Genomic DNA, 14,154 nt, shown 5'->3' with positions numbered 1-14,154 from the left:
ACCGCGTTCTGCTTTTTCCGTAAAACCCTGCATACGCGTTTGGGAAGTGTAAGAGTAAGTGAACCGGTGAAAAGGCGCGTTCCATGGCCAGCACCCTTCTTGGCGGTGTCTCGATCAACGAGGTTCAAATTGATCGCGGGAGAGCCGGCCTTCAAAGCCGCTTTTGATCTCGCGTCAGCATCGCATTCTGTTTGAGGGAAAGATCGCCCAACGCATGTTCGGCACAAGTCAGATACTGGCCGCCGCAAAAGACCTTGCGGGATGCGAGGGCATCAGGGTGCTTCGCCCGGACACCGGCTTTTGCTATCTCCACGTTCTGTTGGATGATCACCAAATCCTGAACGCAAACCGTATCGCAGCCGAAAGCCTGTATCTGGGATCGGACGCCATGACGACCCTGCCCTTGCCCAAAAAAACCGCACGGTGATTCGATTTGGGATTCACAACACGAATCACCTGTGTCATAGTGCCTTTGCACCGTCCGAAAAGAGACGGGCAAGAGGCAGTACATACAGACAGGAAGCCTATGGGCGCACCTCGTGCACAAGCTGGTTTTGGTGGGGCGATCTACTTCATAGTGATCGTGGGTCTTGGCCTTTACTTCACCTTTGCCAGTGTGCAGGGCGACTTTGGACTGTTCCGTCGCGTGCAAATCGAGGCTGAGACGCAAGCGCTTGTCAAAGAGCGTGATGTGCTCTCGGCCGAGATTGCTGCCCTGTCCAACAAGACACATCGTTTGTCCGACGACTATCTGGATCTGGATTTGCTGGACGAGCAGGCCCGGTCGGTGCTGGGTATGGTGCGCGGGGACGAGGTTGTTCTGCGCTGAACGTCGTTAACCGGAATGGCAATCACTGTCGATCTTTCAACTCCACTATTGGAAAGCTGAACGGGTTTGCGGCCATGCGCGTGGTGCAAGGCTGCCATCCTGTCGCAACGTCAAGTTTTTGTCGACCGGAAAGCGCAGTTTCTGTATAAGATAGTTTAATACTAAACTACCGCCCATGCACCAGTTGACGCCAAGAGGAGGACGCCAAATGGCAGCCCGCAAAAGCGCCCAGAAAAAACCTGCAAAATCAAATACATCTAAAGAAGATCTTCTGAATCACTATCGCGAGATGCTGCTGATCCGTCGATTCGAGGAAAAAGCCGGCCAGTTATACGGCATGGGTCTGATTGGCGGGTTCTGTCACTTGTATATTGGTCAGGAAGCCGTTGTCGTCGGTTTGGAAGCGGCCGCGAAGGAAGGCGACAAGCGTCTGACCTCCTATCGCGACCACGGCCACATGCTGGCCTGCGGGATGGACCCCAAGGGCGTGATGGCCGAGCTGACAGGCCGCGAAGGTGGCTATTCCAAGGGCAAGGGCGGGTCGATGCACATGTTTTCGACCGAAAAGCACTTCTATGGCGGCCACGGCATTGTGGGGGCGCAAGTGCCGATTGGCACAGGCCTGGCCTTTGCTGACAAATACATGGAAAACGGCGGTGTGACCTTCACCTATTTCGGCGATGGGGCAGCCAACCAGGGGCAGGTTTACGAAAGCTTCAACATGGCGTCGCTGTGGCAGTTGCCTGTGGTCTATGTTGTTGAAAACAACCAATATGCCATGGGCACGTCGATGCAGCGGTCCAGTTCGACCCCTGACATCTATAAACGCGGTGAAGCGTTCGGCATCCCTGGTGAAGCGGTCGATGGGATGGACGTGCTGGCGGTGAAAGAGGCCGGACTGCGCGCCACCGAACACTGCCGCTCTGGCAATGGTCCCTATATCCTTGAGATGAAGACCTACCGCTATCGCGGCCACTCGATGTCTGACCCGGCCAAGTATCGCACCCGCGAAGAAGTGCAGAAAATCCGAGAAGAACGCGATGCGATCGAACATGTTCGCGAATTGCTTTTGCAGGGCAAACACGCATCCGAGGACGAGTTGAAGGCGATCGACAAGGAGATCAAGAACATCGTCAACGAATCCGCCGAGTTCGCCAAGAACAGCCCGGAACCCGCTCTGGAAGAGCTGTGGACCGACATTTACGCCTGACCCGGACAGAGGAGAGAAAAGAATGGCCACTGAAGTATTGATGCCCGCCCTGTCCCCCACGATGGAAGAGGGAACATTGGCAAAATGGCTCGTAAAAGAGGGGGATGAGGTCGCATCGGGTGACATCATCGCCGAGATTGAAACCGACAAGGCCACGATGGAATTCGAAGCCGTGGACGAAGGCATCATCGGCAAGATCCTTGTCGAAGAAGGCACCGAGGGCGTGAAAGTGAACACCCCGATCGCCGTCCTGATCGAAGAGGGTGAAAGCGCGGATGACATTGCCGCCCCTGCTGCGGATGATGACGCGACGGACGGCGCTCCGAAAGAGACGAGCGCTTCTGACCATGACAAGGCTGCCGCGCAGCCGATCAAGCGAAGTGCGCCACCCGAAACGGACATTCCCGAAGGCACGGAAATGCGCGCGACCACCGTGCGCGAAGCGTTGCGTGACGCGATGGCCGAGGAAATGCGCGCGGACGACACCGTGTTCCTGATGGGCGAAGAAGTGGCCGAGTATCAGGGGGCTTACAAGATCAGCCAGGGCCTGTTGGACGAGTTCGGTGCCAAGCGCGTGATTGACACCCCGATCACCGAGCATGGCTTTACCGGGCTTGCGACTGGCGCTGCGATGGGTGGGTTGAAACCGATTGTCGAATTCATGACTTTCAACTTCGCCATGCAGGCCATCGACCACATCATCAATACAGCCGCGAAAACGCGTTATATGTCGGGTGGACAGATGTCTTGCCCGATCGTGTTCCGTGGCGCCAACGGGGCCGCCGCCCGTGTGGCCGCCCAGCACAGCCAGGATTACGCCGCATGGTATGCACAGATTCCCGGCCTGCATGTGGCGATGCCCTATTCGGCAGCGGACGCCAAGGGGCTTCTGAAATCCGCGATCCGTGATGAAAACCCGGTGGTCTTCCTGGAGAACGAACTGCTCTATGGGCAGAGCTTTGACGTGCCGATGATGGATGACTACACCGTGCCCTTCGGCAAGGCACGGATCTGGCGCGAGGGCGATGACGTGACCATTGTCAGCTTCGGCATCGGCATGAAATACGCACTCGAAGCCGCAGACGCGCTGGCCGAAGACGGCATCTCTGCCGAGGTGATCGACCTGCGCACGCTGCGTCCGCTGGACTATGACACGGTGCTTACCTCGGTCATGAAAACCAACCGTTGCATCACGGTGGAAGAAGGCTGGCCGGTCTGCTCGATCGGCAACCACCTGTCGGCAACCATCATGGAACGCGCGTTCGATTATCTGGATGCGCCCGTGATCAACCTGACCGGCAAGGACGTGCCCATGCCCTATGCCGCCAACCTTGAAAAGCTCGCGCTTGTGACCACGAAAGAGGTCATTGATGCCGCCAAAGCCGTAACCTATCGTTAAGGAGACACTGTCATGGCAACCGAAATTCTGATGCCCGCCCTGTCCCCCACGATGGAGGAAGGCACCCTGGCCAAATGGCTGGTCAAGGAGGGCGACGAGGTCGCGTCGGGCGATCTTCTGGCCGAGATTGAAACCGACAAGGCGACGATGGAGTTCGAAGCCGTTGATGAAGGCATCATCGGCAAGATCCTTGTGGCAGAAGGGACCGAAGGCGTGAAGGTGAACACTGCCATCGCGATCCTTGTTGAAGACGGTGAAGAGGTCGGCGATGTCGCCGAAAGCACACCTGCGGCATCGAAGGCGACCGAGGCTGAAGCCACCCCGGTGAAGGAGGAAGCATCGGCACCTGCCGCTGCGACTCCCGCCGTCCCTGCCCCGCAAGCCGCTGATGGAACACGCATCTTTGCCTCACCTTTGGCACGACGGATCGCGGCGGACAAGGGGTTGGACCTGACGCAGATCAAAGGCTCCGGTCCCAAGGGACGGATCATCAAGGCTGATGTTGAGGTCGCGACCGCCGCGCCGAAAGTCGCCACTGCTCCTGCAAGTGCACCCGCCGCGGCAGCTCCCGCCCCGTCCGTGTCGTCGGATACTGTGGTCGCAATGTATGAAGGCCGCGAATTTGAAGAGGTCAAGCTGGACGGGATGCGCAAAATCATCGCCACCCGCCTGACGGAAGCCAAACAGACCATCCCGCACTTCTATCTGCGGCGCGATATCCAGTTGGATGCGCTGCTGGCTTTCCGCAGTCAGTTGAACAAGCAGTTGGAAGCGCGTGGCGTGAAGCTGTCTGTCAATGATTTCATCATCAAGGCCTGCGCGATAGCGCTGCAACAGGTCCCAGACGCGAACGCAGTTTGGGCCGGTGATCGGGTTCTGAAGATGAAAGCTTCGGACGTGGCGGTTGCCGTCGCGATCGAAGGCGGCCTGTTCACGCCTGTGCTGCAAGATGCGGAACAGCGATCCCTGTCAAGCCTGTCGAGCCAGATGAAAGACCTGGCTGCCCGTGCGCGCGACCGTAAACTTGCGCCGCATGAGTATCAAGGCGGCAGCTTCGCCATCTCGAACCTTGGGATGTTTGGCACCGACAATTTCGACGCCGTGATCAACCCCCCGCATGGCGCGATCCTTGCGGTAGGAGCCGGTGTCAAAAAGCCTGTCGTGAATTCTGAAGGAGCGCTTGATGTGGCGACCGTGATGTCGGTCACGTTGAGCGTTGACCACCGGGTCATTGACGGGGCGCTTGGGGCAGAGCTTCTGAACGCCATCAAGGATAACCTTGAAAATCCGATATCAATGTTGGCCTGACAAGTATTCGGAAAAAGGCATCTATTGACATGGCTCAAGGCGAACCCCACCGCCTTGGGCCATTTGCTTTTCCAGCGCTTTGGAAAAATTGGGAGACGCAATTGGATTTCAGAACTTTGCTCGACGACACATCGGCCAATACGGACAACTTCCGCGCCAGTCAGCCGGATGCGGCCAAGGGGTTCGTCGGGATGCATCGCGCTGCGATGGGAAACGGCGCGCTATCAACAAAAGATAAGGAGTTGCAATGCATCGCCATCGGCATTGCCAAGCAGTGTAATGACTGCATCGGCTTTCACGTCCGCGCGGCCATCAAGGCAGGTGCCACCCGCGATGAGATCGCGGAAACCGTATCGGTTGCCATCATGATGGGGGGTGGTCCGGGCTACATGTATGGTGCGCGCGCATTGCAGGCATATGATCAGTTGTCACAATAAGACGAACTGCAAAGCAAAAGGGCGGCGCAATCGCGTCGCCCTTGTCATATCGGGGTATACTACCCAGCTTTTGCGGGTCGGTTAACCGGCAACGGCGACCAGAAAAAGGGTCGAAAACCCTACCACTGCCGCAAACCAAATCTGTTTCATCTCGGATCTCCGATCATTGTCCACGGCTCCGTATAGATGAAGTCGGCAGATCAAAACATTGATTTATCGCAAACTTGCGGATTTCCGCCGATTGTCACTGAATCAGTCGCTGATCCATGTTGATCGACGGGCAATCACAGCCAGCCTCGCCCACGATCCGGGCCGGAACGCCTGCAACGGTCTTGTGGCTTGGCACGTCTTCCAACACGACCGATCCAGCGGCGATGCGCGAGCAGGTGCCGACTTTGATATTGCCGAGCACCTTCGCGCCCGCGCCGATCAGCACACCATCCGCGATCTTGGGGTGACGATCTTCGTCTTCCTTGCCAGTGCCGCCCAGCGTCACGGAATGCAGCATCGACACGTTGTCCCCCACGACGGCGGTTTCACCGATCACGATGGAATGGGCGTGATCAATCATGATCCCGCGTCCGATCCGCGCGCCGGGATGGATGTCGATGCCATACACTTCGGAGCAGCGCATCTGGATAAAATACGCCAGATCCTTACGCCCCTGTTTCCACAGGTAGTGGCCGACACGATAGGCCTGCATCGCTTGGAAGCCCTTGAAATAAAGCACCGGCTGCAACATGCGATGGCAGGCCGGGTCACGATCAAGCACGGCGGTGATGTCAGCGCGCGCGGCTTCAGCCAGATCCGGGCAATCGGCATAGGCTTCGTCTGCGATCTCGCGCAAAAGCACCATGCTCATCTCATTCGAGTTGAGTTTGGCGGCAAACCGATAGGACAACGCCTTCTCCAGCGTGCGGTGATGCAGCACACAGGCATGGATCAGCCCGCCCATCAGCGGCTCGTCCGCGACCGCCTGACGGGCTTCGCTGGTAATCCGGTCCCAGACAGGTTCGATTTCGGTGACGATTGCGCGCTTCTCTGCCATGGTCTTTCCTCGTGTTGAAGCCATTCCCTACACCAGATAGAGTCAGAGTTCAAAATGCAAACCCATGATATCACAGATATCTGACATGAATGAAAACCAGATCACTGCCTATCGCGCACAGTTGACCGAGGCGCTGCGCGCGCTCGATCGCAGCGATGCACGTGGGGCGTCGGGACAAAAGACGGTCGAGTTGGATCAACAAGCGGTGGGACGGCTCAGCCGAATGGATGCTTTGCAAAATCAAGCCATGGCCAGGGCGACGGGTGCGCGCCGTGCCGCCCAGCGCACACGCATTCACGCCGCGCTTGCCCGTCTGGACGCGAGCGAGTTCGGATATTGCGAAGATTGCGGGGAGGATATTCCAATTGGTCGGCTTGATCTGGACCCTTGCGTGACGAAATGCATCAATTGCGCGAGCGGGTAGGCCTGGAACGTCGGTCATTTCGGGCTTTCAGCGCGGCAAACACAGTCAACATGCAGTCGACATAGTCGGGGTCGTTAAGGAACGGCTCAGCCGCGCGCGGCAAGCACATCGCGACCGATCCAAGGCTGCCATTGCCCCATGAGGGGTGCGCGTGGCCCAATGCCCGCCGGTATCTGTCAGCCGCCTCGGCGCGATGCAGCATTTCCAGCATGGCACCGGGGCGCTTGCGGGCCGGAAGCACAAGAAGCGCGCATCCGGCCGCTGCGATATCTCCGGGCAGAACGGGACGCATGGGTTACAGCGCCACATCCAGCCGGGCATAGGGTCCGGGGCCAAACCGATCCGAGATTTGCGCCACCTCGACCATATAGGCACCGCCGACCAAGTCAGCACTTCGCATCATGGCGTCGTAGCTCCATTCCGGCATTGCCAGTTCCACTTCGCGTTTGACTGACCCGCCGTCGATCACACGCAGGCGATAGCGCTCGACCGCCTCGCCCAACGGCACGTCACCCTCGCCCCAAGTGTCACCGTCAATCCGGCTGCGTCTGATCCAGCGGATCACGTGGTCGCCTGACGACAGGTCGGCAGACAGATGCACCGGGGCATATGGGCGCAGACCTATCCCCTTGAAGGCATGGATCTGATGCAGGAATGACGGGTCAGACAGCGGCTTGCGCGCCGGGCCAATCCGGTAATGCCGGTTCAACCCACGCGCCGAGGACGCCAGTCGAACCTGCGACTGATGGCCGCCCAACAGCACGAAATAGCTGCCCACCGGCCATGTCTGCGGTGCAGTCGCATCGGTGCCCGCCTGTCCCCGCAACCGCATGGTCAGATCATAAGTGCGTTCATCCACCAACGCGGCACCGGCAAACTGAAACACCTCCCAATTGTCCGGGCTGCCGTCGCCAATGACCGCAACGTTGGCACCGTTCAGCATGTCATCAACAGAGCAGGAAGCCAAAGTGCCGTCAGTCAGCGTAATCCGCAAGGCCGGACCCCGGTCAATCACACCTGACGGCGCGCGTTCCAGATCCGTCCGTGTCACTCCGACGATCGATGGGTCGGTGATCATGCGATTGACAGCATAGCCGTTATCCGTGACCGAGCTGTAGAGCGCCACGCGCCCCGGCCAAGGTTTGGCCGCAACAGCAATACGCGGTTGGTGCGGCACCTCGTCCCCGGTCAGGAACGGCAAATCCATGAACAGCGGAAACACAGGTGCGGGTGGGATGTAGGGCTTCACCGCAGGGGCGGGTTCGACACTGTCCGAGGGTTGAAACAATCCTGGCTCAACGCGTACGGCACGCAACGTCTGAACCTCTGTGTGATCCACGTAGTCAATCCGGTATTGTTCGGTGCCCGCATCCGTCGTCAGTTCAATGACATCGCCCGCCCCTTTCGACAGCTCCGACGGCGGCAGCGCAAATGTCGCCTTGTCACGTGCCACGCGGGCCTCGGATAGCCAACGTTCGACGATTGCACGCGCCTCCACACGGGTCAGGATCAGGGGGATTTCGGATGCGGCAACCGTGCGGCTGCTTTCATCCGGGAAAGTCGCTTCGACCGACCGTACGTCATAATCCCCTGCCCCCTCGACATAGGTCAACCTGACGCGCCCCGCAATCTCGGCTTCCGGGTCACGCACGCGTTCCAGCGTGGTATCGCGATCAGGCGACAGCGCCATCTTGTCAGGATCAAGCCTGTGATCTGACCGCCCGGTACGTGTCTTGAAGATAAGCACGCCTTCGCGTTCCGTCACCTCGAACCCATAGGCGAGCATCAGGGGCTGCAATGCAGCGCGCGCGCCACCGATCTGATCGACGATATAGCCGCGCACGAGACCATAGAGCTTCGAGACATCGTATCGCGCGACACCCGACCGCTCGCAGATCTCAGCCACGACAGATGCCAGCGAACGCGCCGACACCCGCCCGTTCAGCCAATGGCCGCGATCATAATTCGCCCCGTCGCTCCACAACCCCTTGCGGTTGGGAAACTGCGGAAAGGGTCGTGCATCCCACGCCCAGACATGCGCGCGGGACATGTCCAGCATTTGCACGCCGGTCGCGCTGTGGGTCGGGTTGTTGTCAACTCGCCCCCAATAGTCGTAGATCGCCCGCAGGTATTGCGCCTGGATCAGATCGTCCCGCCGCCCGTTCGAATAGCGCGGCCTGGAGCTTTCCGAGCTTTTGGGGTCCAGGAACTTGTTGGGCTGGTTGGTGCCTTTGTCGATGGCCGCACAGCCAAGCTCGGTGAACCAGAAGGGCTTCGATCCCGGCAACCAACCGGTCGGATCACTGTCGCGCACGCCGGCGACACGGTTGTGATGCGACCGCTCCCACCAATTGCGCAGGTCCTTGTAGCGATAAACCCACGGCTCTCCATGTGCGCCATCGGTGATCGGGGTGCGGATCTGGAGCGTCCGGGCATCGGGTGTCTTGTAATACCAATCATACCCCTCGCCACCCTCGATGTTGGATTGAAGATAGTCGAGATCATATATTGATCCGTGATGTGCATCAGCATGGTCAAACCCATCGCGCCAATCAGACAGCGGCATATAGTTGTCGATGCCGATGAAGTCGATCTGCGGGTGACTCCAAAGCGGGTCGAGGTGGTAAAACACGTCGCCAGACCCATCTTGAGGGTGATAGCCGAAATACTCTGACCAGTCGGCAGCATAGGAAATCTTGGTCTCGGCCCCCAGGATCGCCCGCACATCCTGCGCCAGCGCAATCAACTGTTCGACCACCGGAAAGCTGTTGCCTGGGCCGCGAATTTGGGTCAGCGCGCGCAGCTCCGATCCGATCAGGAAGGCATCTACGCCGCCCGCAGCCGCACATAAATGGGCGTAATGCAGGATAAAGCGGCGATAGGAAAAGCCAGCCGGGCCTGAATAGCTGACCCCGTTGCCCGTCACCGAGAAATCACCTGGCTGGGCGTTGCCAAAGAACGCGGCCACCTGCGCCACCGCCCCGGCAGTGCCGTCAGGCGAGGCCACATGGCCCGGCGCATAGGATGTCGTGATCCGCCCGCGCCACGGCAGCACCGGTTGCCCCAGATTGCCGGTCCAGGGGTCGGGCAGCGCGTTTCCCTTCATCTGCTCCATCAGGATAAACGGATAGAAGGTCGCTTTGCGCCCGTTGGACGACGCCAGCGCAATCGCTTCCATCACAGCGCGATCAGACGGGGTGCCGCCGTAAACGGGGCGACCTTCGTCATCCTTCGGCACCAGTCCGGCTTGCCCGCGGCTCACACCCGAGACGCTCCACGCCATGCTGTCGCCATCTACAGCATTCTGCTCAACGCGTGGTCGTATCCCGCAATTTCCGCATCGCAGATCGTCACCAAACCACGACACTACCAAGGCCGTGTTGAGACAGTTGGGCATTTCCTGCTGCATCATACGATAGGACGTCTTGAAATCGGTCCATCCTGACGGCGTGTTCATGTTGGATCCGTCAACCGCTCCTGGCGCGCTTTTGTAAAACACAGGCGTTGTGGCCAAAGAGTATTCGCCCGTGCCGGGAATCAACGCCACCGCACGGGTGCCGCGCGCCACTTCCTTGGGTTGGTTGCGCTGTTCGGGGCGGAAAACCTCGAAGCTGAACTGTGGCACACGGTTGCCAAACTGTCCCAGGGGCAAGTCCTCGATCACCACATAGGCGATACCGCGATAGGCGGGCGCCTTTCCCGCGCCCTTCACAGCCTCGATTTTCGGGTCCGGCAGTTGTGTTTCTGTGCCAGGATAGACTCGCATGTTCAGATCGGTGCGCGACACCTCGTTCCCGTCGGCCCAAATCCTGCCAACACGGGTGATTTCGCCCTCGCACAGAGCAATTGCAAGGCTGATCGAATAGCTGTAGGTCGTCACCTCGGGTTCAGGCGGGGATGGCATCCCCTTGCCACCCCCACCACCTGTCGTCGTGACCGATTCCCTGAAGCGTGTTGCCCAGATCACTTGACCACCCAAACGGGCGCGACCAAAGACCATGGGGATCGCCGCCCCTTCAGAGGCACCAGTCAAACGCATCCGGTCCACTTTGCCGGTTTCGACCGGTTCGGATCCTTCGCCCAAAATTCGATTGTCGATCACCTGACCGACGGTGGCCCCAATGGCCTTTCCAATCACCACCGATGACAGACCAAGAACACCACCACCGATCGAGGCCCCGGCGGCTGCACCGACTGCGGATAATAAGATCGTTGCCATCAGTTGGTCCTTTCAGGAAATGCAAAACTCGCCACGACGCGGCGGGCCCATGGGGCAGAAAGTGAGTTCTCGACCACGCCGTGGCCCGCGTAGGCGTGGATAAATGTCGGTGAGGCATCAGTGCCGGTCAGAATGCCCAAATGCTTTGCGACGGCGCCGCCTTGCATTCGAAACAGCAGCACGTCTCCGGGTCGGGCTGCCCGGATCGGGCATTCGACCAAATGCTGGCGGGCAGCATCCCGCAGAACCTCCGCCCGGGCGGCTTCGGACCAGTCAGCGGTATAAGCAGGCACCAAGGCAGGCTCTCCGCCCAGCACGGCACGCCAGATACCGCGGATCAACCCAAGACAGTCACACCCGCCACCCCGGCACGACGCCTGATGCACATAAGGCGTGCCGATCCAGCGCCGTGCCTCTGACACGACCTGTTGCTGCAATCGGGACATATCAATCACCCGAGTTGGGGACGAATGGGTTGGTCTCGTCCCCGCCCAGAACCGACCAATCGGGCAGTTCATTCGTTTCGCGCGCGTCTCCGCCATCATTCTTTCCATGCCCAACGGGATAGGACATCAACCAATCCTCACCGGGAATGTCGGGAAAGCCGCGAAAGTTGCGGAAGTTGTTGAACTTGACCCGGCAAGTCGTCGGCAGCTTGTCACACCCCGCTTCCAGACGGACCATGTCACCCGACACCATACGCTCGCGAATGGACTCCCACAGTTCGATTGTCCGCGCGCCATTCGCGCCTGTGCGATCATTCTTGATAAGACCGGTCAGATCCTTGGCAGCACCGGTCAGCACGGTGAACCTGCCTCGTTCGAACCAGCGATTTGGGTAAAGGGACATGTCGGCAAACTGAAAAGTGGTTTCGCTCGTGTTATCAACCACCGGCAATTCCAACTGGTATCCTGATTGGCTCAGATTGAACCGGCACGCGCCGTCGCCAAGCACCGCGGAACAAGGCATCTGATAGACGCGACCTTGCGGCTGGTTCAGCTTTTCGGACAACCCGTTCAACTCGGCACGAAACCCACCTGCCTCGCGGGCCAGTTCACCTACGGTGCCGCGAAACCGCAAAAACCGCTGGCTTGTATCGCTCCAATTGACCAGCCATGCTTCCACCTCGGCCCCGTCATACCGCCCAGCGCGAATGTCTTTTTCGGTGATTGACGCGTCATTCAGCACGCCCAACGCCTCCGTATTGTCAACGGACAGACCGGTCGTCTGGCTCAGTGCTTGGGCGGTCATGCCAGTATCGGCGCGGTAGCTTACATTGTCGATCACCAGATCAAGATCATGATCGGTAAACCCGTGAACCACCCCGTCGCGCCGCGTGACTTTCCAACACCGCGCAATTGTGGTAACCCCTTGACCCAGATGGGCCTCAAGCTCAGGAGACAACGCCATCAGACCCGCACCTCCACCACCGGCACATTGGGAGCATCGCCCGCCTGGAACGACGCAACCGACGTATGGATGCGGTCCGTGTCGAAGCGAACCGGCACGTCAAATTCATAGCCCGCCGTGACTTCGGCCCCGGTTTCGGGGGCGGTCATGAAGGTGACGCGTCCCGTAGTGTAATCAACGGTGAAATGCGTGCCTTCGCTCAGGGGATCCCCTTTCAGCCCCAGCTTGACCGTGCCTTCAACCGGTTTCTGAATGGGGCGCGCGTAAGTTTCCTCGCCCGACCGATAGGTCTTGAGCAACGGGAATTCCACCGTTTCACCATCCCCCCAAGCGATGATCTGATCGGTATATTCCGGGGGTTTTGACGGCAGGCCGCTCTTATAGTCCGACCAGTCTTTCCAGCGAAATCCGGTCAGCTGACCGCGCCGTGCCTCGAAGAACGAGATCAGCGTTTCCACATCATCAAGAGAGCGCATTCCAATGCCCGCGTCATAGCGGCGACGCGAATGTTCCCACGGTGTGTTGCGTTCTTCGAACCCGTTCGCCAGGGTCACTACCTCGGTGCGCCGTTCCGGGCCGCCAACGGACCCAAAGCTCAGATTTGCCGGAAACCGGACCTCGTGAAAAGACATGGGCGAAACCCTCCTCGGTTGGAAATGACTGCGAATTAGCGGTGGCGCTGGCCACGCGACAGTGCGCGTGACATCTGCGCGGCGATCTGGCTTTGCGATCGCCGGAACCCCTCAACGTCTGGGGTTGAGATGTTCATCGTGATGTTGACCGGGCGACCACCGCCGCCGGTTTGCACGCCCAAGCGACCGTCAGCACCGCGTGCCAGTGGCATGATCGCCTCTGGCCCCGCTTCGCCCATCAATCCTGTTGCTCCGCGCATGGGAAATGTCGTCGCGCTTGAAACAACGCCACCCTTTGCGAAGGGCACAACACGTCCCTGCGCAAACGCCCCGCCCTTCTCAAAGGGCAAGAAAGCGTTGGTAACAGCCCCCACTGCCTGCCCCAAAATGTCGCCGAAATGTCCGGCCACGGGTTTGATCGCGGCATTATAGGCGGCCTGCGACATCGATTGCGCCACATCCTTCAGCGCGTCCGACAGCTTCATGCCGTCAAACACCAACCCATCAAATGCCTTTCGAAGGCCCGAGGAAATACCAGACGACAAAGTGTTCACATCCGCGCTCAGATCCGAAACAGTCGAGTGCATGCCCTTCAGTTCGAAGACGAACCCGGCGGTCATCGCCTGTGCCCCACCCAGCGCTGTTTCCAGCGCATCCAACTGTTCATCAAAGCTGTCCAGTCCCGTCATCAATCAACTCCTTCCATTGGGCTTTTCCGCACATCCGGAAACGCTTTTGCCAATTCTTCCAGCCGCGCGCGCAGGCATGGCGCGGGTTGACCATCAAGCCCAGCCATCACGATCAGTTCGATCGGTGTCAGCGCCCAGAACTGATCCGGGCGCAACCCCAGCCGCCCCAACCCCAGCCGCATCAGGCCGCACCAGTCGAAGGCGAAACCAGAGGTCACGAATGCGTCTCGCCAGCGGTGGGGGTGGCGAAGGCGCGGCTAAGAAGCTGTCCTGCGGCCTGCGCGGCACGAACCGGACCACCCGCAATTTCAGCGGCTAGAAGATCCTGCGCCCGCCCCTGCCAGCCCCCGCCCCGAAGACCGGCGACGATCAGGGACAGCACATCCCGGCTTGAAAATGCACCGCGCTCAAACCGTTCCACCAACCCGATGATCGTGTCTTCGCCCAGTTGCGTTTCCAATTCAGCCAGCGCCCCAAGCGTCAGCTTCATCACATGCGGCGTGCCGTCTATTTCCAGCGTGACCTCGCCTGTCCATGGGTTCGCCATGA

The 14,154-nt window shown here is 59.4% G+C and carries 15 protein-coding genes and 1 pseudogene; 7 read left to right on the top strand and 9 right to left on the bottom strand.

The genetic code is table 11. The features are described 5' to 3' along the window. Positions 1 to 154: 154 nt before the first annotated feature. The 6 genes and pseudogenes from AC13C8_RS05930 to AC13C8_RS05905 form a co-directional block, all read left to right on the top strand. Positions 155 to 427, top strand: a pseudogene (locus AC13C8_RS05930) (Hint domain-containing protein); the annotation flags it as partial. 99 nt (positions 428 to 526) lie between these two features. Then, a complete protein-coding gene (locus AC13C8_RS05925) occupies positions 527 to 829 on the top strand; it encodes an FtsB family cell division protein (protein ID WP_091430448.1) in 303 nt (100 codons plus the stop codon). 208 nt (positions 830 to 1,037) lie between these two features. Beyond that, a complete protein-coding gene (pdhA, locus tag AC13C8_RS05920) occupies positions 1,038 to 2,039 on the top strand; it encodes a pyruvate dehydrogenase (acetyl-transferring) E1 component subunit alpha (protein ID WP_091430450.1) in 1,002 nt (333 codons plus the stop codon). A 22-nt stretch (positions 2,040 to 2,061) separates the two neighbouring features. Continuing rightward, positions 2,062 to 3,438: a pyruvate dehydrogenase complex E1 component subunit beta gene (locus AC13C8_RS05915; protein ID WP_482846700.1), complete on the top strand. Its 1,377-nt coding sequence runs from the start codon at positions 2,062 to 2,064 to the stop codon at positions 3,436 to 3,438. A 12-nt stretch (positions 3,439 to 3,450) separates the two neighbouring features. Further along, entirely contained in the window at positions 3,451 to 4,746 is a 1,296-nt protein-coding gene (locus AC13C8_RS05910; protein ID WP_482846699.1) for a pyruvate dehydrogenase complex dihydrolipoamide acetyltransferase, read from the top strand. Between the two features lie 101 nt (positions 4,747 to 4,847). Further along, on the top strand, positions 4,848 to 5,183 hold the full coding sequence (locus AC13C8_RS05905; RefSeq protein WP_482846698.1) for a carboxymuconolactone decarboxylase family protein: 336 nt from the start codon (positions 4,848 to 4,850) through the stop codon (positions 5,181 to 5,183). Positions 5,184 to 5,427: 244 nt separating this feature from the next. Here AC13C8_RS05905 and cysE read toward each other — a convergent pair whose 3' ends face one another. Then, complete coding sequence (gene cysE / locus AC13C8_RS05900; RefSeq protein WP_091430457.1) at positions 5,428 to 6,231, bottom strand: serine O-acetyltransferase; 804 nt, start codon at positions 6,229 to 6,231, stop codon at positions 5,428 to 5,430. 85 nt (positions 6,232 to 6,316) lie between these two features. Here cysE and AC13C8_RS05895 point away from each other — a divergent pair, with 85 nt between their 5' ends. Next, positions 6,317 to 6,655, top strand: coding sequence for a TraR/DksA family transcriptional regulator (locus AC13C8_RS05895; protein WP_245744714.1), 339 nt, complete (start codon positions 6,317 to 6,319; stop codon positions 6,653 to 6,655). On the opposite strand, the gene AC13C8_RS05890 is transcribed toward AC13C8_RS05895, so the two are convergent. The 8 genes from AC13C8_RS05890 to AC13C8_RS05855 are packed head-to-tail and all read right to left on the bottom strand — an operon-like array spanning position 6,636 to position 14,152. Further along, complete coding sequence (locus AC13C8_RS05890) at positions 6,636 to 6,947, bottom strand: DUF7742 family protein (protein ID WP_482846697.1); 312 nt, start codon at positions 6,945 to 6,947, stop codon at positions 6,636 to 6,638. The genes AC13C8_RS05895 and AC13C8_RS05890 overlap by 20 nt on opposite strands. A 3-nt stretch (positions 6,948 to 6,950) precedes the next feature. Further along, positions 6,951 to 10,874, bottom strand: a complete 3,924-nt coding sequence (locus AC13C8_RS05885) for a baseplate multidomain protein megatron (RefSeq protein ID WP_482846696.1) — start codon at positions 10,872 to 10,874, stop codon at positions 6,951 to 6,953. Continuing rightward, the gene (locus AC13C8_RS05880) at positions 10,874 to 11,320 is read right to left on the bottom strand and encodes an NlpC/P60 family protein (protein ID WP_482846695.1); all 447 of its coding nucleotides are present in this window, start codon (positions 11,318 to 11,320) and stop codon (positions 10,874 to 10,876) included. The genes AC13C8_RS05885 and AC13C8_RS05880 overlap by 1 nt, the downstream gene beginning before the upstream one ends. Position 11,321: 1 nt before the next feature. Then, a complete protein-coding gene (locus AC13C8_RS05875) occupies positions 11,322 to 12,284 on the bottom strand; it encodes a DUF2163 domain-containing protein (protein ID WP_482846694.1) in 963 nt (320 codons plus the stop codon). After that, positions 12,284 to 12,916: a DUF2460 domain-containing protein gene (locus AC13C8_RS05870; RefSeq protein ID WP_091430470.1), complete on the bottom strand. Its 633-nt coding sequence runs from the start codon at positions 12,914 to 12,916 to the stop codon at positions 12,284 to 12,286. Before AC13C8_RS05870 ends, AC13C8_RS05875 begins: the two co-directional genes overlap by 1 nt. A 35-nt stretch (positions 12,917 to 12,951) precedes the next feature. Beyond that, on the bottom strand, positions 12,952 to 13,605 hold the full coding sequence (locus AC13C8_RS05865; protein WP_482846693.1) for a phage tail tape measure protein: 654 nt from the start codon (positions 13,603 to 13,605) through the stop codon (positions 12,952 to 12,954). Then, positions 13,605 to 13,823, bottom strand: coding sequence for a rcc01693 family protein (locus AC13C8_RS05860; protein ID WP_281242450.1), 219 nt, complete (start codon positions 13,821 to 13,823; stop codon positions 13,605 to 13,607). The genes AC13C8_RS05865 and AC13C8_RS05860 overlap by 1 nt, the downstream gene beginning before the upstream one ends. After that, entirely contained in the window at positions 13,820 to 14,152 is a 333-nt protein-coding gene (locus tag AC13C8_RS05855; RefSeq protein WP_482846692.1) for a gene transfer agent family protein, read from the bottom strand. The genes AC13C8_RS05860 and AC13C8_RS05855 overlap by 4 nt, the downstream gene beginning before the upstream one ends. Positions 14,153 to 14,154: the final 2 nt, after the last annotated feature.

Source organism: Aliiroseovarius sp. B-4 (assembly GCF_056857795.1).
This window is presented reverse-complemented; position numbering and strand designations above follow the sequence as displayed.